Genomic DNA, 21,210 nt, shown 5'->3' on the forward strand with positions numbered 1-21,210 from the left:
TCAGGGCTTCTTCTTCTCGAGAATCGTGAACTGCACCCGCCGGTTCTGCGCCTTGCCGGCGTCCGTGCCGTTGTCGGCGATGGGCTTCGTGTCGCCGTAGCCCCGGGCCACCAGGGTGCCCGCGTCCAGGCCGCGCTGGATGAGGGCCTTTCTCACGGCGTCGGCGCGCGCCTGGGAGAGGAGCTTGTTGCGGATCGCCTGGCCCGTGTTGTCGGTGTGACCCTGCACCTCGAGCTTGAGGATCTCGGGGTGCTTCTTGATCACGGAGGCCACCTCGTCGAGCAGGCCGTTGCTCTCGGGCCGGATGAGGGCGCGGTCGACCTCGAACTGCACCTGCTGGGAGATGACGATCTCCTTGTCGGTGAACTGGACGAGGGGGCACCCGTTCTTGGCAGGATCCTCGTTGGGGAGGCCCTTCTCCTCGCGGCAAGCGTCCTTGTCGTCGCGGATGCCATCGCCGTCGGTGTCGGGCGGGCAGCCGTTCGTGGCGGGGTCGCTGGTGGCCACGCCAGGCGTGTCGGGGCACGCATCGACGGCGTCGACGACTTTGTCGCTGTCGCGATCCGGCGGCGGTGGGCAGCCGTGCTTGCGCGGATCCTGGCTCGGGACCCCGGCGACCTCCGGGCAGGCGTCGAGATCGTCCGTGATCTGGTCCCCATCACGATCGCCGGGAGGAGGACAGCCGTGGCGCGAGGGGATGACGCTCGCCACCCCGGGCTGCTCGGGGCAGGCGTCGGAGGCATCGAGGATCCCGTCGGCGTCCTTGTCCACGGGAGGCGGAGGCGCGGCGGGCGCCGCTTCCGGCCGGATCCTGCCCTCGGAGAAGGTGAGGCCAACGCGGGCCACGAAGAAGGTCGCGGCGCCGAGGCCTGGCGCGCAGCGGTCGAGCCTCTCGCTCTCGTGGCGCTGGTGATCGACGCCGACCAGGGCATGGAACCCGATGTATCTGGTTGCCCAGAGCATCCCTCCGAGGCCGGCTTTCAACCCCAGGCCCGCGGAGCCGTGGGCGGAGCAGGTATCCACGCTGGGCTGGAGCAAGCCATCGGGGCCCGACGCGACGCCGGCCGTGGAGGCGGTGAGGCGCTGCCAGGTGGGGCCGACGCCGAGCTGGAGGAAGAGCGAGCCCATCTCGCCCTCGACCGGGTAGATGCGGGCCTGGAACCAGAGCGCATCGAGGCCGCGCGTGACCTCCGAGAACGTGCCGCTGCTTCCTTCGTCATAGCGCTGCAGGTGCAGGAAAGAGCGCTCGTAGCCGAGCCCTCCCACGAAGCGACCGTACTGGGGGCCGATCATCGCCGCGACGCCGAACAGGGCGCCGCCTCGCTCCGCGAAGCTCCCCCCGAAGTCGGAACCGAGTCGGATGGAGCCGCCCCCGTAGAGATCGAGCTCCCCCCGGAACGGCAGGAGCGGCTCCGGGGTGGTGGCCTGTGCCGCAGGCTCGGCGGCGGGCTGTGCCGGAGCGGCTCCCTGAGCAGCCGCGGTCGTGGAGACGAGGAGGGTGGCGCCGACCGAGAGCCAGGTAGCGCCGGCAAGGAGCGGGCGAGCTTTGAGCATGCGGGGTGAAGGGAAAGCCGTGAACTGGCGTCACGTCAAGCCTGACGCGAGACGCGCATGCCCCTGTCTCGCGCCCGCGGGGGGACGACGGCAGTGCGAAGCCGCAGACGCGCCGCGGGACGCGCGGGGCGCGTGGGGTACCGTGGAAGTGGCACGAGCGCCACGCCCGCAGCTCATGCGGGCTGTGCAGGCAGCAGGTCGCGCATTACCCTGGGCGACCGCGCGGCCTGCGGGCCGTGTCCGGGGAGGCGACGTGTCTCTGCTCATCGATCCTGCCATCGCAGCACGCGTGGACCGCGTGGAGCTGCCGTTCAACCGCTTCGGTGTCGATCCGTACGGCGTCTCGAAGAAGCACGTCGCGCAGTTCATGACGCTGCTTCACTACCTCTACCATCACTACTTCACCGTCGGCCTGGTGGGCATCGAGCACGTCCCGGCCCGGGGGCGCGGGATGCTGGTGGGGAACCACTCCGGAGGCGTCGCGGTGGACGGCGCCATGGTGCTCGCCTCGTGCTTCTTCGACCGGGACCCACCGCGTCTCGGCCAGGCGATGGCCGAGAAGTTCATCGCCCGCTTCCCCTTCGCCTCTCTCTGGTCGAACCGCACCGGCCAGTTCACGGGCTTGCCGGAGCAGGCGGCGCACCTCCTCGACGATGAGCGGCTGCTGGTGGTGTTCCCCGAGGGGGCGCGCGGGACGGCGAAGCTCTACAGCGACCGGAACAGCCTGGTCCACTTCGGCAGCGGGTTCGTGCGCCTCGCCATGAAGACCCAGACGCCGATCATCCCCTTCGGATTCGTCGGCGGTGGCGAAGCGGTGCCGACCATCGCCAACGCCTATGGCCTCGGGAAGCTGCTCGGCGTCCCCTACGTGCCCATCACCCCCTGGCTCGCGCCGGTGCCGCTGCCTGTCCGCGTGGAGCTCACCTACGGCGAGCCGATGATGTTCAGCGGGACGGGCAACGAGGAGGACGAGGTGATCAACGGCTACGTGGACCAGGTGAAGCAGAGGATCGGAGAGCTCATGAAGGAGGGACAGCGGAGGAAGAGCGGAGAGGCCCTGGCGCGGCCTCGGGGGACGGAGGAGTGGGCGTGAGAATCCTCGTCACTGGCGTCACGGGGCGGCTGGGACAGCTCGTCGCGCGTCGCCTCCTGGAGAGCGGTCACGAGCTGATCGGCATCGATCGGCGCCCCTGGGACGACGCGCCCGCGGGCATCGAGATGCACAGCGTGGATCTGCGCAAGCGCGCTGCCGAGGACGTCTTCCGGAAGAGCCACCCGCAGGTGGTCGTGCACATGGCCACGGTCACCCACCTGATCGAGCGCTCCGAGGAGCGTTACCGGATCAACCTCGGTGGCACCCGGGTGGTCTTCGAGAACGCCCGCGCATGCGGCGCAGAGCACGTGATCTTCGTCGGGCGACACACGTATTACGGCGCCGCCGCCGACTCGCCGCTCTACCACAAGGAGGAAGAGCCTCCGATGGCGATGACCGCCTTCCCGGAGCTCGCCGACCTGGTCGCCGCCGATCTCTACGCCTGCACCGCGCTCTGGCGTTACCCCGAGCTGTGCACGACGGTGCTCCGCATGGTGTACACGCTGGGCCCCACGGGCCAGGGCACGCTCGCCACCTTCATCCGGGGGCCTCATGTCCCCACGGTGCTCGGCTTCGATCCCCTCTTCCACTTCATGCACGAAGAGGACGTGGCAGCCGCCATCTGCCTCTCCATCGAGCGGCGGATTCGCGGCGTGTACAACGTCTCCGGCCCCCAGCCCGTACCGCTGTCGGTGTTGATCCGCGCCACGGGGCGCACGCAGGTGCCGCTGCCCGAGCTGCTGTTCCGGGCGGCCCTGGGGCGATTCGGGTTGCCCCGCCTGCCCCCTGGCGCACTTACGCACATCAAGTTCCCCATCGTGGTCGACAGCGCAGCCTTCCGCGCCGCGACCGGCTTCCAGCACCAGATCGACGAGGCAGGTGCCATGGGGGAGTACCGCGACGCCTTCCCGGCTCTCTAGTCTCGGGTCCTCGGCTCGGCGTTCGAGCGAAGTCACGGGGGTAGCGACCATCGGGAGCGTAGGGACCGAAGGTCCCTGAAGTGCCGTACGCAGTACCGACCATCGGGAGCGTAGGGACCGAAGGTCCCTGAAGTGCCGTACGCAGTACCTAGCCGTGGTGCTTGGGAGGGGCAGCTTCTTCCGGCGGGTTGCTGGCGCTGCTCACGGCGGGGAGGTCGGTCCAGGAGGTGCGCGCGAGTGCCCGCATGCAGCCGATCGTGCGGTTCACCTCGGAGGGATCCAGAAACACACCGAGCGTCTGCCGGATGCGGGGGAGCGCGCGGATCAGATCCTGGGGGCGCAGCTCCTCCGCGCTGACACCCGTGCGCTCCAGCGCCTCGGAGATGATCCTCCGGGCGAACGCTGGCGCGAGCTGACAGCAATCGACGACCTGCTCGAACAGAGAGGGCATGCGGCTTGTCCCTCTTGAACAACGTTCGACGAAGCGAATGCCTTTCGCTTGGATCGGCGCAGAAATCCGTGCGTGGTGCAGTAGGGCAGCCTCCGCGCCTCTCCCACCGGGGGTGCTGCTGTGGTCACACTGCCCCGTGGCGCGCCCCTGCCTGGGCTTACCTCTGGGTGGGGGACGGGAAAGCGAGTCCCTCGTGGGGGGATCAGAACGTCATGGCGTAGCGGAACGAAGCGCCTGCAGGGGAGACCGAGATGCCAGCCGTCCCGAGCGGGCTGGCCTGGGCCTTTGGCTTGCTTCCTTGCGCTCTGGCGGAGGTCGCCTCGTCTCCGGAGGACGGACCGCCGAACACGATCATGGTCGTCCCGATGGTCAGCGCGGAGACCCCGGCGATGAGCCCCACCGTCGCCAGCAGGTCCAGCGTCTTCCCCGAGTCCACCGTGTCTGCGTACTTCAGATCCGTGCAGCGCATCCCGCCGCACTCCTCTTCGAGCGTCTTGAACTTGCTCTGGGCCATCATCCCCGTGATGCCGAAGAGCGCCATCCCGGCCACACCGAGCCCCGTCACCACGTAGCCTGCGACGCGCACGCCACCGCCGGAGCGCTTCTCGCCGTCATCGACGGGTGTCGTCGATACCGCCTCCGCTTCCGTCTCCGGCTCCACCGCGCTTTCCAGCGCCACCGCCACGGTCTTCGTCTCGCCGGCGTCCACGGTGATCTCCCGGGTGACGGACGTCCGATCGGGCGCGCTCACGGTCACCGTGCGCCGGCCTGGCTTCACCGCGATGGTGGACCCCACGCGCCCCGGCGGCAGGACCACGCCATCGAGGTTCACCGTCACCCCCGGAGGCGGGTTGGCGACCGCGATGATCAACCGGCCGATCTGCCGCTCGATCTGCACCAGCAGTGCCGCCGCGCTGTCGCGCGTCGGTGCGTACTTGGGTTCGTTGTCGGCCCGCGCGGAAGCGTCGCGCAGCGTGATGGCCATCTCCTCGTAGGCGGCGGGCAAGAGACCCATCGTTTGAAGGCACAGCGCCACGTAGAGGCGGGCGTTGGGGCTCTGGGTGCTCTTGACCATTTCCTGGAAGACCGGCAGCGCCTCGTCACAGCGGCCTTTTTCCTGCAGAGCGATGGCTTCGTCGAACCGCTGTTTGGCGGACTTGTCACCGGGTGCGGCGGCAGCGGGCGCGACGGCGAGGCCGAGCGCCGTGGCCAGCAGCAGGATCGGGAGGCGCGTGTGCATCACAGTTCTCTTGGCCTGAAGGTGGTGGGACTTCCGTTCGGCGTGCTCGTCCTGGGCTGCACCCGCGGCTGCGTCTGCGTCTTCGGCGGGGTACGTGGCTGTGCGGTGGCCGATGCGGCGGCCGAGGTCGATGGCGAAGGAGAGACGGGAGCGGTGGAGGAGCCAGTTGCGGGCAGGGACGCGCCAGTACCGGCCGACGTGTCGCTGCCTTCTGCGGGGATGGTGGGCGCAGCAGGTCGCTGCGTCTGCGGCGCTGCCTCCCCCGGGGTCGGTGCTGAACGATCGGACTTCTCCGAGGTCCTCCCGCCGGTGATGAGCACCGCGACCACCACGGCGGAGAGCGCGCCGATCATTGCCGCAGCGATCAACGTGGAGCGACCCACGAGCTTGCGCTGAGGAGGTTCGGCGACGACCCCTCCCACGCCAGTCGTCGCGCTCTGGGGCTCAAGCACGTCTGCGAGAGAGAGCAGGGAGCGCCGTGGGGGCGTGCCCGGAGATGACGCCGAGAGGCCCGAGCCAACCCCCGGCATGCTCGACCGAACGCCGCTGGAGCTCGACGGGAGGGGCGTGGCGAACGGGTTGCTGTCGCGCGCCAGATCCCTCGACCTCACGCTGGCAGCGCCCCCCTCGCCCTGACCGAGCTGGTGCAGGCCGAGCCCCTTCACCAGCGCGGCCACCGCCCTGCTCGACGCGAAGCTCACCCCAGGGGACATGGCGACCGCGCGCTCGAGTCCCTCGGCGAAGGCTGCAGCCGTCGGGTAGCGCTGGTTCACGTCGTTGGCGAGCGCGGTCATGCACGCCGCCTCGATCGCCTCCGGGATCGCTGGTGCGACCGAGCGCGGCCCCGGCGGCGAACCCAGCAAGATCTGGGTGATCATCGCCGCCTCGTTGTCTGCCTTGAAGAGCCGCTCTCCCGTGAGCACTTCCCACAGCACCGCGCCTGCTGCGTACACGTCGCTGCGCCGATCGACGGCCTGAGCCTTCACCTGCTCCGGCGACATGTACCCGAGCTTGCCCTTCAGCGCGCCTCCGCGCGTCGTCGTGATGCGCGACTCCGCGCGCGCCACGCCGAAGTCGGTGATCCGCGAGATCCCGTCCGACCCGACCAGCACGTTCTGCGGGGACACGTCGCGGTGCACGAGGCGCAGCCACTGACCGTCGGGCCCGACCAGCTCGTGTGCGGCGTGGAGGCCCGCGAGCGTGTCGAGGAAGATCCGGAGGCCGATGTCGAGGGGGAGGGGATGGTGCTGCCTCTTGCACGCGCGGAGCAGGGCGTGGAGCGACGGCCCATCCACGTACTCCATGACGAGGAACAGCGGATCCTGGACGAGATCCAGGGTCGCCACCACGTTCGGGTGGTGGATCTGCGCGGCCAGCCGCGCCTCGTCCAGGAACATCGCCACGAACTCGGGCTCGGACGCCACGTGCGGATGGAGCACCTTGATCGCCACGAGCCGCTCGAAGCCGCCGCCACCCAGCGCACGTCCAAGATATACGGTCGCCATCCCGCCCGACGCGATCGGGCGCACGGTCTCGTAGCGGCCTGCCCGCAGGAGCACGGGCTCAGGGTACACGATCCCCGCCGTTCTCCATACGATTCACGAGAGGGTGTAGGTGGGGGTGCGTGGCTCGGCCTTCAGGCGCCGGGGCCGGCTTCTCAGCCGATCACCGGGAGGTGCTTGAGCTTCGGTCTGGGGGTGCTGGCCTGGCCCTGCGCTCGCTCGTCGAGCGCCAGCCCGTGCTCCTTGATCGTCAGCGGCGTCGGATACTCCGGCAGCGCGAGATCCTTGTTCTTGGCGTACACCGGGTGTCGCCCGTAGCGCTTGTACCACTCGGCGACCGTCGCGTTGGCCTTCATCTTCTCCAGGATGTTTCGCCACCCAGCGCCGGTGTTGTAGGCGCAGAAGCTGATCTCCCCCATCTGGGTGCCGTAGGGGATGATGCACATCTCGGTGCGGCGGAAGTCGTAGTTGAAGAGGTCCTGGAACCACATCCCGGCCACGAACAGCACCCGCCACTCGTACTGGCTGGCGTCGTTCTCCCCCGCGTGGGCTGCCCCGGTCTGGCTGAGGAACTGCTTGATCAGCGTCGGCAAGTGGAACCCGGGGGGCGCCTTCTCCGGGCGGTAGTGCCGCAGGAGCGACGCGCTGAGCTGGGCCAGCGTGTACCGACGACCGCGACCCTGGTCGAAGATGACCCTGAGATCCTGCAACAAACCCTCGACGTCGAGGAAGTCGAGGAGAGGGATCGTCTGCTTCGTCCGCTTGTTGACGAACAGCACGGTCCCGATGCCGCAGTTGGGGTGGCAGCCGCAGTTGAGCGTCCCCCAGTCGCGGTCCGGCCCGTCGAGCATGTCGGTCACGTCCCCGAACGGGCTCAGAGACGAGAGCGGGAACCAGTCCCGGTGCGGATGGGTGACGCCGGTCTGCTGCGCCACGTCGTGCGCCAGATGGCTCAGCGTGTAGCGCTGCTGGTCGCGCAGCTCGTCGGAGATGTCCTCGTCGCGACCCGTGAAGCTCACTGGCTGGAAGCTCACCACCGTGACCTTGTCGGCGTTCTCGACCGCGAACTCGATGATCGGACCCACCTGGTCGTTGTTGACGCCGTTGATGATGGTCACCACCAGGATCACGTCGATCTTGGCGGCTGCCAGCTCCTCGATCGCCCGCAGCTTGACGTCGTAGAGGTTCTTGATCTTCCGGTGGCTGTTGGCCGCGTTGGTCACGCCGTCGAACTGCAGGTAGGCCATCCGGAGCCCTGCCTCCTTGGCCTTCTGCGCGAACCCGGGCTCTTGGGCGAAGCGGAGCCCGTTCGTGGCGCACTGCACCGCGAAGTAGCCCTTCTCTCGCGCGTAGCGGATCGCGTCCAGAAAGTGCGGGCTCATCGTCGGCTCCCCGCCGGAGAACTGGATCGACATCTGCCGCCGTGGGCGCACCTCCGCGGCATCGTCGATGATCTGCTTGATCTCCTCCCAGGACAGCTCGTGCACGTACCCGACCTGGTTCGCGTCCATGAAGCACGGATCGCACATCATGTTGCAGCGGTTGGTCAGGTCCACCGTCAGCACGGAGCCGCGCCCGTAGCGGATGGTGCTGGAGCCGTGGTCGTGGATCTTGTCGGGCGTCATCTCCACGTCGCGCCCGCCGAAGAGCCCCTCGATACGAGACAGAAACGCAGGGTCCATGGAGAGCACGTCGGAGAAGTCGCCGTGCGTGGGGCACGTCTTCTCCATGACGATCTGGCCCCCCTTCTCCACGATGCGGGCCTTGATCTCTCCCGGCTTGTCCGTGATGAGCTTCGTCCAGTCGGCGCGACCGCTCAGGATCTCCGTGCGCGCTTCCTTCACGCATCGCGGGCACAGGCTGTCGGTCTCACGGGGCCATCCGAGCGGCGGTTTCGTGCGCTCCTTGCCCCGAGGGATGGGCTTGTCGCTCCAGCGTGGCTTGAACGGCGCAGCCTCGGGCCCGAACTCTGCGAGCCGCTGCAGCACCCACCACACCTTGTCGGCGGACACGCAGGCGGCCTTCTCCAGAGCGCGAACGAAGCGTTCGTGATCGATCAAAATAATCCCTCGTGACTTGAGCCGTGGCCCGCAGGGTACGAACCTACCCCTCAGCCTTCCACAGTTTTACTGTCTCTGCGCCCTGAGATCGTGACAGGAAAGCACGTTCGCGATAATTCCGGCAGCGTGACGACGCGCGCCGAAGCTGCCCGTGGCAAGAAGATGGCAGGCAGCGCGAACGACCACACATTCACGTACGCTCGGCCGAGCCGGCTCGTTCGAGCCTGTACGGTGATCGCTGCAGCGCTCTCGCTGTCGCTCTCCACCGCAGTGGTTCGAGCGCAGCCGCAAGCCGTCGAAGCCTCGCCCAGCGGAGGCACTGGCAGCGCAGCCCGCGTCCGAGGCGTGGGCATGCCGCTTCGCGCTCACCTGGGTGTGTCCGTCGCGCAATCGTTGCTCGCCTCCTCGGAGCCCGCAGAGCGCCTGCGGGGCATCGCGCGCCTCGGTGGGCTCGGTACCCCGGAGGCCATCGACACGCTGCTCGATTCCATGGAACAGGGCTCCCCTGTGAGCCGTGACCCGCGCGCACGCCTCGAAGCGGTGCGCACCCTCGCGCCCCACGCAACGCGCGACCCTGTCCGGCAGCTCCTGACACGTGAGCTCAACGACGGGGCTGGCGCGCCTGGCCGCGGCACCCCATCTCCACTCACGGAGCTGATCCGGGGGACGGCTGCCCTGGCGCTCGCGCGTGCGGGCGACAAACCGGCCATCACCGTTCTGGTGAGCGCCCTCGTGCAGGGCGGGGCACCCGGCGGTGCTGCCGAACGCGCGCTCCTCGCGAACCCGCCTTCATCCCTGGAGTTGCTCCTCGGGGGCAAGAAGCCGCCTCCGCCCGAGCTGGCGCGTTTTCTGGGCGAGCTCGGTGATCTACGCGCCACGGCCCGCCTCCGCCTGCTGCTCGCCGGCAAGGACGTCACGGTCCAGATCGTCTCGGCCCTCGCCCTCGCCAAGCTCGGAGACGAATCTGCGCTCGCGCGGGCGCGCGACTGGCTTCGCAAGCCCGAGCCCAGGACCCTCCCTGCGGCCGCCGAGATCCTCGTCCACCTGGGAGCCCCCGAAGCGCCTGCGGCCGTCAACGCCCTGCTGAAGGGCGAGACCACCCGCCTGGACGGCCTCCGGCTCGCCGAGATCCTCCCGACACCGGCCCTCGCGCCTCAGCTCGCGCAGGCCATCCCCCTCCTGCCTGAAACAGCGCGCCCCCGCGCCGTCGCCGCGCTGGGCCGCGCCGGCGGTCCTCAGGCCGTCAACGCCCTGCGTGCGCTCCTCGGACAGGCACCGCTCGCCACCCCGGCTGCGTTCGCCCTGGCCACCCTGCCTGGAGATGCCGCCCGCAAGGCGCTCGCAGATCTCCTCGCTGCGCCCGACGTCGCCCGAGACGGGGCGCGCCGCCGCCTCCTCCTGCGCGCCGCCATCGTGCGCGCCCTGGTGCTGCGCGACCCGCCAGTTCCTCTCGAAGAGCACCTCCAGCCCCTCCTCGGCGCCTCCTCCTCGGATCCCGACCGTGCCGTGGCGGCCTTCGGCCTCGCCGCCCTGGATGCGGACGTCCTCGAAGATCTCTCCCGCCGCTGCCTCGACGCTGTGAAGCGCCCGCCTGTCGCGCCGCACGCCACGCCCGCGCTCGCGCCCTCACCGCCTCGCCCCCGCAAGGTCACGCCCCCTCCCTGTGACACCTCGCTCCTGCAGGCTGCAGCGCGCGGATCGCTTGCCCACGGGAGCGCCGCACGCGCCCCCCTCGCCGCGCTGCGTGAGTTGCTCGAGCAGCTCACCGCATCCGGGGCCTCCGCTCCCGAGCACCGCGCTCCCTCGGATGAAACCGCGGCGCGCACCCTGATCACCGCCGGCCTCGCGCTCCTCGATGCCCCCGGGGGCGGCGCCGTCCCCACCTCCCAGCTCGCCGCGTGGGCCGAGGCCGGAGGTGCCCTCGCGCCTCTTGCAGCCCGGGCCCTCGCCACCCGCGACGATGCCGTGGTGCGCGGCACCCTCGAACGCCTCCTCGGAGGCAGCGACCCTGTGATCCGTGCCCACGTCGCGCTCGGCCTCGGCAGCGACCCCGAGCCCGACAGCGTCTCGCTCCTCGCGTCAGCCTACCGCTTCGAGGAAGACCCCGCGGTCCGCCGGGCCATCGTCCGTGGCCTGTCGCGCCGCGCCGAAGCCCAGCGCCGACAGACGCTGACCCTCGCCCGGGATCTCGACCCCGATCCTTCCGTGCGCGCGCTCGCGCGTGCCGCCCTCGAAGGCCGCCCCCTCGACCCCGCGCCGACCCCCCTCGCCACTGGCGTCCTCTGGGTCACGGTCACCCCCAACGATCCAGGCGCCGCGGCTGCCGCGGCTGGACGTGCCGGGCGCTTCATCAGGCCCGACGGCGTGGCCCTCCCCATCCTCACCGATCCCGAAGGTGTCCTCCTCGTGCCTGGCGTGCCACCTGGACCAGGTGTCGTCACCCTTGCGTCGGCGTTGACCTCGGGTGAGCCTTCTCCGAGATGACGGAACGGCGTGACGAGGGAACGGCGAACGGAGCCACGGCGTCGGCTGGAGCGCCTGGTGGAGCGCCTGGCGCGGAAGGCACCTCCTTCGAGGACTCCACCCGGCGCCTCGCCCAGATCGTGAACGAACTCGAAGGTGGCGACATGCCCCTGGAGCGGGCCCTTTCGCTCTTCGAGGAGGGGGTCCGCCTGTCGCGCGCTGCCCAGGAGCGCCTCGACCGTGCAGAGCGCCGCGTCGAGGAACTGCTCGGCGTCGATGCAGACGGCCGCCCGACCACCCGCGACTTCGAGACCACCTAGCCCTGCGTACCCAGCATCGGGGGGAGAGACCCATGAAGACGGCGGCAGCGCTGGTGATCGGCAACGAGTTGCTCAGCGGCAAGATCGCGGACCAGAACCTGGTCGTCCTCGCGCGCACCCTGCGCGCTGCCGGGGTGCTCCTCCGCCGCGCGAACACCATCCTCGACGAACTCGACGTGATCGCCGCCGAGGTGCGCGTGCTCGCGAGCACCCACGACTGGCTCTTCACGAGCGGCGGCGTCGGCCCGACCCACGACGACGTCACCATCGAAGGCGTCGCGCGCGCCTTCGACGTCCCCGTGGTCACCTCACCGATCCTCGCCGACCTCCTCCGCAGCCACTACGGCGAACGGCTGACCGAAGGCCACCTGCTCATGGCGCGCATACCCGAGGGCGCGCGCCTCGTCTCCGGCGAGTCTCTGGTGTGGCCGGTGGTGGTCATGCAGAACGTGTGGGTCCTGCCGGGCGTCCCGGAGATCTTCCAGGCCAAGCAGCCCTTCATCCGCGCCGAGCTCACCGGCGGCACCCCCTTCGTCTCCTTCGCCGTGCTCACCACCCTCGACGAAGGCCAGCTCAAGCCCATGCTCGATCGCGTCGTCGACGAGCACCGCGACGTCGCCATCGGCTCCTACCCCCGCTGGTCCGACCCGGAGTACCGGACCCGCCTCACCTTCGACGGCATCCTCGAAGACCAGGTCCGCGCCGCGCGCGACGCCTTCGCCCAAAGCCTCCCTGCCGGCACCATCGTCCGCCTCGAATAGCCCCCAACCCGCTCTCCCCGCTCTCTCCGTCCTCCACGCCCATCTTGCCCACCCCCCGCCCCTGGATCTCCACCGATCCCTGGCGCGCGCCACCTCTCCCGTCAGTCCGTCACCCTCGTCACCCCTGAACGCAGCGCCAGATCCGGGGCAGCACCCTGGCCTGCCGCGTGCTTGGCCACGCCCTTCATGCCCGTCTGTAGCGTGACCTCCCTGTCCGACATCGCCTTGCCCTCCGGCCCGAGGGAGCGGGCCCTCGAAGAAGGACTGGGTGCCCTCGGCGACGCCGACCTGCTCGCCATCGTGCTCGGAACGGGCCTCCCTGGGCGTCCTGTGACGATGCTCTCCGCGTCCATCCTCCACCACTTCGCCGGCCTCGACGGCATCTCCCGCCTCGGCCCTCACGCCATCGCCGAGCACCCTGGCCTCGGCCTCGCCAAGGCCCTCCGCATCTCCGCTTCCATCGAGCTCGGGCGCCGCATCCACGAGCGCGCCATCCGTCCCCGGCCCCCGGTCCGCACCTCCGCTGCCATCGCCGCCTGGTGCATCGCCCACCTGGGCCCCTTGGAGCACGAGGAGGTCTGGGTGATCGCGCTCGACGGACGCAACGGCATGCGCGGAGCGCGCTGCGTCGCCCAGGGCGGCCTGCATGGCTGCTCGGTCGCGGCGCGCGACATCCTCCGCGCGGCTCTCGCGGACGCCGCGGCGGCGATGGTGCTGGTGCACAACCACCCGAGCGGCGACCCCAACCCGTCTCCGGAGGACGTGGACATGACCCGCGCCGTCGCTGCCGCCGGCATCCTGGTGGGCGTCCCCCTCGTCGATCACGTGATCCTCGCGCCCGACGGCCACTACGCATCGCTGCTCGACCTCGGCGTCATCGGCGAGGGGACGCTTTGATTCCCACGGCAGGGACTCGCGCCCCCGCCCCCCGCCGAGCAAAGCTCGTCGGGGCCCCCCACTCCGCGATCCACCCGCGGTTTCCGGAGCGTTCTGCCGCTTCGGGCCTGACGCCCGTCGCATCTGGAAGCGGACACTGTTCCCGGCCGCATGGATGACACCCCCTGACGCTCCTGACGCTCCTGACGCTCCTGACGCTCCTGACGCTCCTGACGCTCCTGACGCTCCTGACGCTCCTGACGCCGCGACGCGCGCGGGTGCATTCGTGAAGCAACGCTGCAATGTGCGCGGACACTGAACTGACAGGAGGTGGACCGGCGCGCGCCCCTGCTGTGCCGAGGGGTGTCCAGCGCGTCCGGGCGCGCTGCTTCGTGGCTGCGTTCACGAGGCCCCGCGTGCGCGAGCGCGTGACGCCGCGAACCTCACTGCACGGATGCGGAAAGCCGGCGCACACACGCCTTTTGATTTCCCAACGCCTCGGTTAGCCTGCGCGGACCGATGGGCCTGTCCGAGAACATCAGGTTCTACGCCGCAACCGACACGGGCCGCCTCCGCGACCACAACGAAGACAACTACCTCGTCGACAAGAAGCTGGCCCTGTTCGTCATCGCGGACGGCATGGGCGGCCACGCGGCAGGGGAGGTAGCGAGCGCCCTGGCGGTGCGGATCATCCATGAGGAGCTGCGCAAGGAGCGCGACCTCATCGAGAACAAGACCCGCATCGACGAGCGCAACCCGATGCGGGAGATCCTGGCGCTCCTCGAGCACGCCGTGCAGCGCGCCTGCGCCCGCATCCACGAGGAGGCCAAGGCAGACTCCTCCAAGCGCGGCATGGGCACCACCCTCTCCGCCCTCCTCATCGCCGGCGCCTATGGCTACATCGCCCACGTCGGCGACAGCCGCATCTACCTCCTCCGGGCCGGCCGCATCCAGCAGGTCACGGAGGACCACACCGTCTACAACGAGCTCCTCAAGCGCGGCAAGCTCACCCGCGACCAGATCGACAAGGTCGCGCAGAAGAACGCGATCACCCGTGCCGTCGGTGTTTACGAGCGCGTCGAGGTCGACACCCTCACCATCGAGGTCCTCCCCGGCGACCAGTTCCTCCTCGCCTCCGACGGCCTCCATGGCTACATCGCCCACCCCGCCGAGCTCGAACCCTACTTCGACGAAGAGGACGGCCAGGCCGCCACGAACGGCCTCATCGACCTCGCCAACCGCAAGGGCGGCAAGGACAACATCACCGCGATCCTCGTGCGCCTCGGCGAGGGCGACGCGCGCGACAGCATGCGCGCCCGCATGCTGGCCCTCAAGCGAGACGTCCTCGCCAGGATGCCGCTCTTCTCGCGCCTGCAGGAGCGCGAGATGCTCCGGATCATGCAGGTCGCCGAGGTCCAGGCCTACGAGCCCGGCCAGGTGGTGGTCAAGGAAGGCGACCGCGGCGACGAGCTGTTCATCGTCCTCTCCGGCCAGGTCCGCATCGTGCGGGGCGACGCCGTGCTCATCGAGATCGGCACCGGCGAGCATTTCGGCGAGATGGCGCTCATCCGGGCCATGCCCCGCTCCGCCACCGCGACCGCCGTGGAGGCGAGCGAGCTGATTTCCCTCCGGCGCGCCGACTTCTTCGAGATCCTCCGCAAGGAGCACGAGCTGGCCGTGAAGCTCCTCTGGCAGTTCCTCGGCGTCCTCGCCGACCGCCTGGACCAGACCTCGCGCGACCTCACCGAGGCGCGGGAAGTGATCGCGGCCGAGGACATCACCGACCTGATCTTCCCCGAGGCCGAGGACCCCACCAGCAACGCCGGTCCGGGAAGCACGCGATCCTGACACCCCGCACACCCCGCACACCCCGCGACGGGGACGCGAAAGCGCCCCCCCCTACGCCGAGGTCAGCCAATCGCAATTGACACCCCGCGCCCCCGGCCGTTAGCGTCCGCCTCACGGGTGATCATGCGGACGCACGGCCGATGGCGCGCAGTGGCCACGAGGCGAGAATGCCTGGCCCAGGGAGAAGGTGCTCGCAGGCGGCTGGCCCTGCCCGGGACCCTTGCGCTCGCAGCCGCGACCGCGGTCTTCGCGGCCGGGGCCCCTGCCCACGCAGACGAACCCCGCAGCGCCACCGAGCCGCGGGTCATGGCGGAGCCTGGTGAGATCACGGACGTCATCGACGCCTTCGATGATGGCGACCTGTTCGATCTCAACATCAGCCTCGGCTTCCAGTACTTCACGAAGAGCGCCAAGATCCGGCGCGAGTCGGCCATCGCCAGCCCTGGCTTGACGGACGGCTACTACACCTCGAACCAGATGAACGTGGCGAGCTACAGCGAGACCACCGCGAAGCTCACCCCGCGCATCGACATCGGCATCTACAAGGACCTGGCCTTCCACGTCTCCTTGCCGATCATCCTCAACAACTCCCGCGAGCTCACCGATCTCGACGGCAGCGCCAACAACGCCGCGTACATCCTCCGCGGCGCCTCCGGCGAGCAGCTCTTCTCCCTGCCCTTCACCTCCCCGGACAGGAGCGGCCTCGAGTACCTCGGCCTCGGCCTCGACCTCGACATCATGAACCAGGCGCGTGACCGCACGAAGCCCACCTGGCTCCTGGGCTTCGAGGCGCGCCTGCCGGTCAGCCAGCCCATGTCCGCCTGCACCGAGAGCCCTCTGGAGGGGCAGGTCAAGTGCGCCGCCCCCTCCGACGTCAACCGCAACGGCGCCGACGACGGCGACGACAACGGCGAGGGCCGCGACGCCGCCGCCCGCGATCCTGGCGTCGGCCGCGGCACTGTGGGCCTCGAACTCCACACCATCCTCTCGAAGCGCATGAAGTACGTCGAGCCCTACGGCGGCTTCCGTGCCCTCTTCGAGTTCTTCGCCACCTCCGACGACTACGACCTCACCAGCCTCGAAGGCTCGCTGGTGAACATGCCCCCCATCGTCGGCACCGTGATGCTCGGCATGATGATCATCCCCTGGGAGAACCGGGAGAAGTTCGGCCGCCTCTCCTTCGACATGCGCGTCGAGGGCGAGTACCACTCCGAAGGCCGCGACTACTCGGAGCTGTTCGATGCCCTCGGATCGAGCACCGCCCCCTCCCTGCGCAACCCCCAGTGGGCGGGCTACACCGGCGACATCCAGGGCAACTCCGTGATCGACACGGGCTCGTCGCGCTCCTACTTCACCGGCCTGAGCAACGTGCAGCCCTACGGCTCCATCCGCGCCTCGGCCAGCGCCACCTGGCAAGCCAGTGAACTCGTGAAGTTCCAGTTCGGCATGGGCTTCCGCCACGACGGCGCCCACGGCCTCGGCGGCGATCAGCCCTGCAACCCCTCGGTGAAGGACGATGTCGGCCGCTCCGGCCCCTGCCGCCGCGACAACGGCGACGGCAGCTTCACCCAGACCGGCATCCCCAACCCGAACTACCGCCACTCCATCAACGCCGTCGGCCGCCGCTTCTACGCCGACGCCATCACCACCATCGACCTCTTCGCCAGCGGCGTCGTGATGTTCTAGTACTGCGTACCCTGGTACTGCGTACCCTGGATCAGGGGCCTTCGGCCCCTACGCTCCCGATGGTCGCTACCCCTCCTCCCTCCGCATCGCATCCTCGCATCTCCTCGAAGCCGCTCAGCGCTGCGGCGGCCTTGCTCACCGCGCTATCCTGCGCCGCGGCCTCCTGGGCAGCACCGCCTCCCGCGTCCCCCTCCCCGGGCACCACCCTTCCTGCCGCGTCCCCGCCCTCTCCCGCCGCGTCCCCCCCACCGCGTCAGCCGTCCGCACCTTCCGGGCCTCCCGCGCCCCCTGCGTCCCCTGCGTCCCCTGCGTCCCCTGCGTCCCCTGCGCCTGCCGCACCTTCCGCGTCCCCCGCGCCTCCTGCGCGTCGCCCCACGGCCCTCCTGCCCACCGCTCTCATCGAGCAGGGCACCCGCCGCATCCCGGCGCCCTCCGAGCGCGGCCTTGCCGAGCTTGCCGTCACCCTCGACACCCTCCTCGCCGACGCCGCCCAGGACCTCGGCATCACCATCGACCTCACTGGCCGCGCCTCCGCCGCCTCCGCGCCCCTCGCCGAGGAAGACCTCGCCGCCCATGCCCGCGCGATCGGCCGCCTCCTCATCGTCCCCAGCGTCACCGACCGCGGCAGCGACATCGAGGTCCGCCTCGCCCTCGCCGACCCTGCCTCGCGCACCCTTCGCCTCCGCGTCGAACGCACCTCCCAGGAAGACGCCCCCATCCGCGCCGCCGTCATGCTCCGCGACCTCGCCGCAGACCTCGGCAGCACCCCCGCCACCGGCCGCCCCGACCAGGGCGCCCCCACTGACATCGGCACCTCCCCTGGCGGCGCCACCGCCACCCCGGCCCGCAGCGCAGGCCGCAGCGCCCTCGTCGCCAACGCCACCCTCTTTGGTGGCCTCGTCGGCTACTCCATCCAGCGCTCCAGCGGATCCGACGACCCCCGCCTGCTCTACCCCCTGCTCGCCATCGGCGCTGGCGTCGGTCTCGGCGGCTCCCTCATCGCCGCCGAGGAGTGGGACGTCGGCCAGGGCGACGCCTGGTTCCTCGCGGGCGGCGCCTGGTGGCCTGCCGCCGCCGGCCACCTCATCTACGAAGGCCGCTTCGCCCCTCGCGCTGGCGAAGACGACAGCGAACGCTGGACCTTCGGCCTCGTCAGCGGCACGACCGGCATCATCCTCGCCACCCTCGGCCTCACCCTCCGTCCCATGAGCGACGGCGGCGCCATCCTCTCCCACTCCGGCGGCGGCCTCGGCCTCTTCCTCGGCGGCTTCACCGAGATCGCCATCACCGGCGACATCGACGCCACCCCCTTCACCGGCGCGGGTTATGGCGCCGCCCTTGGCTGGCTCGCTGCTGCCGCTGCCGCCACCCAGGTCCGCGTCGCCCCCTCCCGCATCCTCGCCGTCGACCTCGGCGCCGTCCTCGGGGGCCTTGGCGGCGCCGCCCTTGCGAGCCCACTCGTCTTCGACGCCCCCACCCCTGGCGAGCAGCGCGCCTGGGTCGCAGCCACCGCGGGAGGCCTCGTCCTTGGCGCTGGCCTCGCGTGGTTCTTGACCCGCGCCCCCTCCGGACGCACGTCGGCAGCCGACATCACCGACCCCCCTTCCTGGTGGAGGCCAGCCCTCCCCATGATCGGCCTCGTGGGTGAAAGCGTCATCGGCCGTCGTCGCGCCCCGGCGTTCGGCTTGAACTGGTCAGGGGCGCTCTAACCACGTGAGCAGCGCGTGAACAGCGGCATGAAATTCACCATCACCGACCTCGAAGCCGGCAGCCGGCTCGACAAACTCGTCGTTCAGCTCGTCCCTGGCCTCGGCCGCGCAGCCGCCAAGCGCCTCTTCGAAGAGGGCCGCGTCCGCATCTCCGCCCCCGACCGCGAGGGCCGCGGACGCCCCGCCTCCAAGGGCGACGTCGCCACGGCCGGCGAGATCCTCCTCCTCGACCTCGCCCCCGAGTCTGCAGACGGCGCCGCCATCCCCGACCCTGACGCCCCCCTCCACGTCGTCCTGGAGCGCCACGACCTCGTCGTCGTCGACAAGCCCGCCGGCCTCCCCACCGCCCCTCTCAAGCCAGGCGAGCGCGGCACCCTCGCCAACGCCCTCGTCGCCCGCTACCCCGAGATGGCCAAGCTCGGCTTCTCCCCCCGCGAGCCTGGCCTCCTCCACCGCCTCGACACCGAGACCAGCGGCCTCCTCCTCGCTGCCCGCACCGCCAAGGCCTTCTCTGCCCTCGCTGCCGCCCTCAAGGAAGGCCGCCTCGACAAGCGCTACCTCCTCGTCTGCCAGGCCGGCGACCTCCCCGAGATGGGCTCCATCGAGATCCCCCTCGCCCCGCACCCCAAGGACCGCCGCCGCGTCTACCCCTGCGTTCACCCCCGCGACGTCGTCCGCTACGAACCTCGCCCTGCCAGCACCACCTACCGCCGCATCCGCCAGGCAGGCCTCTGGCAGCTCGTCGAAGCCCGCGCCTCCCGCGCCATGCGCCACCAGATCCGCGCCCACTTCGCCGCCCTCGGCCACCCCCTCGCTGGCGACACCCTCTACGGCGGCCCCCACGCCCCTGGCCTCACCCGCCACGCCCTCCATGCCGAGCTGATCGCCTGGCCTGGCAGCGCCGACGTCCCCGCCTTCACCGCCCGCTCCCCCCTGCCTCCCGACCTCCAGGCCCTCGTCGGCGCCGTCGGTGACGACGACCTCTCCCTCTCCCCCCCCGACGACGCCTCTTCTGGCGACGACGACGACGACGACGACGACTGATCCCTCGGGCGCCCGCCCTTCCTGCGCCGCCTCACCCCTCCGCGTATTCCCTGGCGCTCAGCGCACCCTGCTTCGGCGGCCTGCGCCCCCGCACCGCCCCGCACCGCCCCCGCACCGCCCCCGCACCCCGCACCGCCCCCGCACCGCCCCCACCCGCGAAGCCACCCGCGCCTTCAATCAGGCCATCCCTGAAGCCTCCCTGAGGCAGACCCAAAGGCTCCCTCCAAGCTCTCCTTGCCCTCCTGTTCTCGCCTCCAATGTGCCCTGGCCATCGCTTCCCCTGGCTTGACGGAGCCCTTGGCCTGAGGCTCTATGACCAGCCCACGATGTCCCACGGAGGCATGCAGCACCGATGACCGACCCGTGGAGCGCCTCCGTTCCCGTCGGCACCGTGATCGCGGGCAAGTACCGCGTCGACCACGTGCTTGGCGTCGGCGGCATGGGCACCGTCGTCGCCGCCACCCACCTCGACCTCGACGAAGTGCGCGCCCTCAAGCTGATGCACGACTCCGAGAGCGAGAACGCCGTCGCTGTCGAGCGCTTCCTCCGCGAAGCCCGCGCCGTCGTGAAGCTCAAGAGCGAGCACGTCGCCCAGGTGTACGACGTCGGCCGCCTCGAAACCGGCGTCCCTTACATCGTCATGGAGTACCTCGAAGGCAGCGATCTGAGCCGCCTCGCCCGCAAGGGCGGCGCCATCGCCCCCTCCGACGTCGCCTACTACATCCTGCAGGCTTGCGACGCCATGGCCGAAGCCCATGCCCTCGGCGTCGTCCACCGCGACCTCAAGCCTGCGAACCTCTTCCTCACCCGCCGCGACGACGGCTCCCCGTGCATCAAGGTCCTCGACTTCGGCATCTCGAAGCTCCTCTCCACCGCCTCCAACCCTGACCTCGAGATCACCGGCAAGGAAGTCCTCGGCTCCCCCCACTACATGTCCCCTGAGCAGATGCGCTCCACGAAGAGCGCCGACCCCCGCTCCGACATCTGGTCTCTGGGCGCCATCATGTACCGCCTCATCACGGGCCGCCTCCCGTTCCCTGCCGACTCCGCCATGGAGCTCGCCGCCCGCATCCTCGAAACCGTCCCCCAGCGCCCCACCGCCATCCGCCCCGAGATCCCTCCTGGTCTCGAAGCCGTCATCCTCCGCTGCCTCGAAAAGGACCCTGACCGCCGCCTCCAGAGCGCCCAGGACCTCGCCGCAGCCCTCGTCCCTTTCGCGCCACCCGAGGCCCTCGACCGCCTCCCTTCCTCGCGCCGCCTCTACTCCCTCATCCCCCGCGCCTCTCTCGCGCCCAGCGGCGACGCCACCCTCACCCCATTCCCTTCCATCCCTCGCGCCCCCGCCCTCCCGAGCCTCCCGAACAGCCCTGCCACGACCACCTGGCCAACCCTCCCCACCCCTGCCGCCACCACCGGCACGACCGCCAGCACCACCGCCGGCACTGCCTGGGGCGCCACGGGCCGCACCATCACCGAGCCCCCCCCCTTCGCGCGCCCCCGCCGTGCCCCTGCCATCGTCGTCGGCGCCCTTCTCCTCACCACCGCCGCCGCCGTCATCCTCTCCCTCTCCTCCGGCGCCGCCCCCGACCCGCCCCCCACCGCCGCCCAACCGGCCATCCCTCTCCCGCTCCCGCCGCCTCCTCCCGCCGCCTCCTCCGCGTCCGTGAGTGTCGACAGATCGGA

16 protein-coding genes are annotated in these 21,210 nt (G+C 70.5%); 11 read left to right on the top strand and 5 right to left on the bottom strand.

The annotated features are described in order from the left end of the window. Positions 1 to 1,554 carry an OmpA family protein gene (locus tag CAP_RS46125; protein WP_052376485.1) on the bottom strand — a complete coding sequence of 518 codons (1,554 nt, stop codon included), beginning with the start codon at positions 1,552 to 1,554 and terminating at the stop codon, positions 1 to 3. A gap of 253 nt (positions 1,555 to 1,807) precedes the next feature. Here CAP_RS46125 and CAP_RS33660 point away from each other — a divergent pair, with 253 nt between their 5' ends. Both CAP_RS33660 and CAP_RS33665 read left to right on the top strand, forming a co-directional pair. Next, positions 1,808 to 2,647 carry a lysophospholipid acyltransferase family protein gene (locus tag CAP_RS33660; RefSeq protein ID WP_044248363.1) on the top strand — a complete coding sequence of 280 codons (840 nt, stop codon included), beginning with the start codon at positions 1,808 to 1,810 and terminating at the stop codon, positions 2,645 to 2,647. Beyond that, entirely contained in the window at positions 2,644 to 3,567 is a 924-nt protein-coding gene (locus tag CAP_RS33665; protein WP_044248366.1) for an SDR family oxidoreductase, read from the top strand. Before CAP_RS33660 ends, CAP_RS33665 begins: the two co-directional genes overlap by 4 nt. 148 nt (positions 3,568 to 3,715) lie before the next feature. On the opposite strand, the gene CAP_RS52820 is transcribed toward CAP_RS33665, so the two are convergent. The 4 genes from CAP_RS52820 to CAP_RS33685 all read right to left on the bottom strand — a co-directional run bounded on the left by CAP_RS52820 (position 3,716) and on the right by CAP_RS33685 (position 8,772). Continuing rightward, a complete protein-coding gene (locus CAP_RS52820) occupies positions 3,716 to 4,018 on the bottom strand; it encodes a hypothetical protein (RefSeq protein ID WP_044248369.1) in 303 nt (100 codons plus the stop codon). A gap of 202 nt (positions 4,019 to 4,220) precedes the next feature. Continuing rightward, entirely contained in the window at positions 4,221 to 5,258 is a 1,038-nt protein-coding gene (locus tag CAP_RS33675; RefSeq protein WP_044248371.1) for a PEGA domain-containing protein, read from the bottom strand. Then, positions 5,258 to 6,817 carry a serine/threonine-protein kinase gene (locus CAP_RS46130; RefSeq protein ID WP_231511842.1) on the bottom strand — a complete coding sequence of 520 codons (1,560 nt, stop codon included), beginning with the start codon at positions 6,815 to 6,817 and terminating at the stop codon, positions 5,258 to 5,260. Before CAP_RS46130 ends, CAP_RS33675 begins: the two co-directional genes overlap by 1 nt. A 98-nt stretch (positions 6,818 to 6,915) precedes the next feature. Next, complete coding sequence (locus CAP_RS33685) at positions 6,916 to 8,772, bottom strand: radical SAM protein (protein ID WP_044248409.1); 1,857 nt, start codon at positions 8,770 to 8,772, stop codon at positions 6,916 to 6,918. Positions 8,773 to 9,171: 399 nt separating this feature from the next. On the opposite strand from CAP_RS33685, the gene CAP_RS33690 reads away from it, so the two are divergent. The 9 genes from CAP_RS33690 to CAP_RS33730 all read left to right on the top strand — a co-directional run. After that, entirely contained in the window at positions 9,172 to 11,304 is a 2,133-nt protein-coding gene (locus tag CAP_RS33690) for a HEAT repeat domain-containing protein (RefSeq protein ID WP_231511843.1), read from the top strand. Then, the gene (xseB, locus tag CAP_RS49070) at positions 11,301 to 11,603 is read left to right on the top strand and encodes an exodeoxyribonuclease VII small subunit (RefSeq protein ID WP_081865537.1); all 303 of its coding nucleotides are present in this window, start codon (positions 11,301 to 11,303) and stop codon (positions 11,601 to 11,603) included. Before CAP_RS33690 ends, xseB begins: the two co-directional genes overlap by 4 nt. Before the next feature lie 32 nt (positions 11,604 to 11,635). Further along, the gene (locus CAP_RS33700; RefSeq protein ID WP_044248374.1) at positions 11,636 to 12,364 is read left to right on the top strand and encodes a competence/damage-inducible protein A; all 729 of its coding nucleotides are present in this window, start codon (positions 11,636 to 11,638) and stop codon (positions 12,362 to 12,364) included. A gap of 186 nt (positions 12,365 to 12,550) precedes the next feature. Then, entirely contained in the window at positions 12,551 to 13,261 is a 711-nt protein-coding gene (gene radC / locus CAP_RS33705) for a RadC family protein (protein WP_044248414.1), read from the top strand. A 498-nt stretch (positions 13,262 to 13,759) separates the two neighbouring features. Next, entirely contained in the window at positions 13,760 to 15,088 is a 1,329-nt protein-coding gene (locus tag CAP_RS33710) for a Stp1/IreP family PP2C-type Ser/Thr phosphatase (protein WP_044248376.1), read from the top strand. 306 nt (positions 15,089 to 15,394) lie between these two features. Next, positions 15,395 to 16,774 carry a hypothetical protein gene (locus tag CAP_RS33715; protein WP_156041374.1) on the top strand — a complete coding sequence of 460 codons (1,380 nt, stop codon included), beginning with the start codon at positions 15,395 to 15,397 and terminating at the stop codon, positions 16,772 to 16,774. Between the two features lie 131 nt (positions 16,775 to 16,905). Further along, positions 16,906 to 18,483, top strand: coding sequence for a hypothetical protein (locus CAP_RS51295; RefSeq protein WP_197041469.1), 1,578 nt, complete (start codon positions 16,906 to 16,908; stop codon positions 18,481 to 18,483). Positions 18,484 to 18,510: 27 nt separating this feature from the next. Beyond that, entirely contained in the window at positions 18,511 to 19,527 is a 1,017-nt protein-coding gene (locus CAP_RS33725) for an RluA family pseudouridine synthase (protein WP_081865540.1), read from the top strand. Positions 19,528 to 19,879: 352 nt separating this feature from the next. Beyond that, the coding region (locus CAP_RS33730) for a serine/threonine-protein kinase (protein WP_052376487.1) at positions 19,880 to 21,210 on the top strand (1,331 nt) is incomplete at its 3' end.

It is taken from the genome of Chondromyces apiculatus DSM 436, from assembly GCF_000601485.1.
Taxonomy (GTDB): domain Bacteria; phylum Myxococcota_A; class Polyangia; order Polyangiales; family Polyangiaceae; genus Chondromyces; species Chondromyces apiculatus.

What these genes read in the sequence shown, in the direction of transcription:
- CAP_RS46125 (WP_052376485.1), bottom strand. Translation starts at nt 1,554, where the DNA reads ATGCTCAAAGCTCGCCCGCTCCTTGCCGGCGCTACCTGGCTCTCGGTC.
- CAP_RS52820 (WP_044248369.1), bottom strand. Translation starts at nt 4,018, where the DNA reads ATGCCCTCTCTGTTCGAGCAGGTCGTCGATTGCTGTCAGCTCGCGCCA.
- CAP_RS33675 (WP_044248371.1), bottom strand. Translation starts at nt 5,258, where the DNA reads ATGCACACGCGCCTCCCGATCCTGCTGCTGGCCACGGCGCTCGGCCTC.
- CAP_RS33690 (WP_231511843.1), top strand. Translation starts at nt 9,172, where the DNA reads ATGCCGCTTCGCGCTCACCTGGGTGTGTCCGTCGCGCAATCGTTGCTC.
- xseB (WP_081865537.1), top strand. Translation starts at nt 11,301, where the DNA reads ATGACGGAACGGCGTGACGAGGGAACGGCGAACGGAGCCACGGCGTCG.
- CAP_RS33700 (WP_044248374.1), top strand. Translation starts at nt 11,636, where the DNA reads ATGAAGACGGCGGCAGCGCTGGTGATCGGCAACGAGTTGCTCAGCGGC.
- radC (WP_044248414.1), top strand. Translation starts at nt 12,551, where the DNA reads ATGCCCGTCTGTAGCGTGACCTCCCTGTCCGACATCGCCTTGCCCTCC.
- CAP_RS33710 (WP_044248376.1), top strand. Translation starts at nt 13,760, where the DNA reads ATGGGCCTGTCCGAGAACATCAGGTTCTACGCCGCAACCGACACGGGC.
- CAP_RS33715 (WP_156041374.1), top strand. Translation starts at nt 15,395, where the DNA reads ATGGCGGAGCCTGGTGAGATCACGGACGTCATCGACGCCTTCGATGAT.
- CAP_RS33725 (WP_081865540.1), top strand. Translation starts at nt 18,511, where the DNA reads ATGAAATTCACCATCACCGACCTCGAAGCCGGCAGCCGGCTCGACAAA.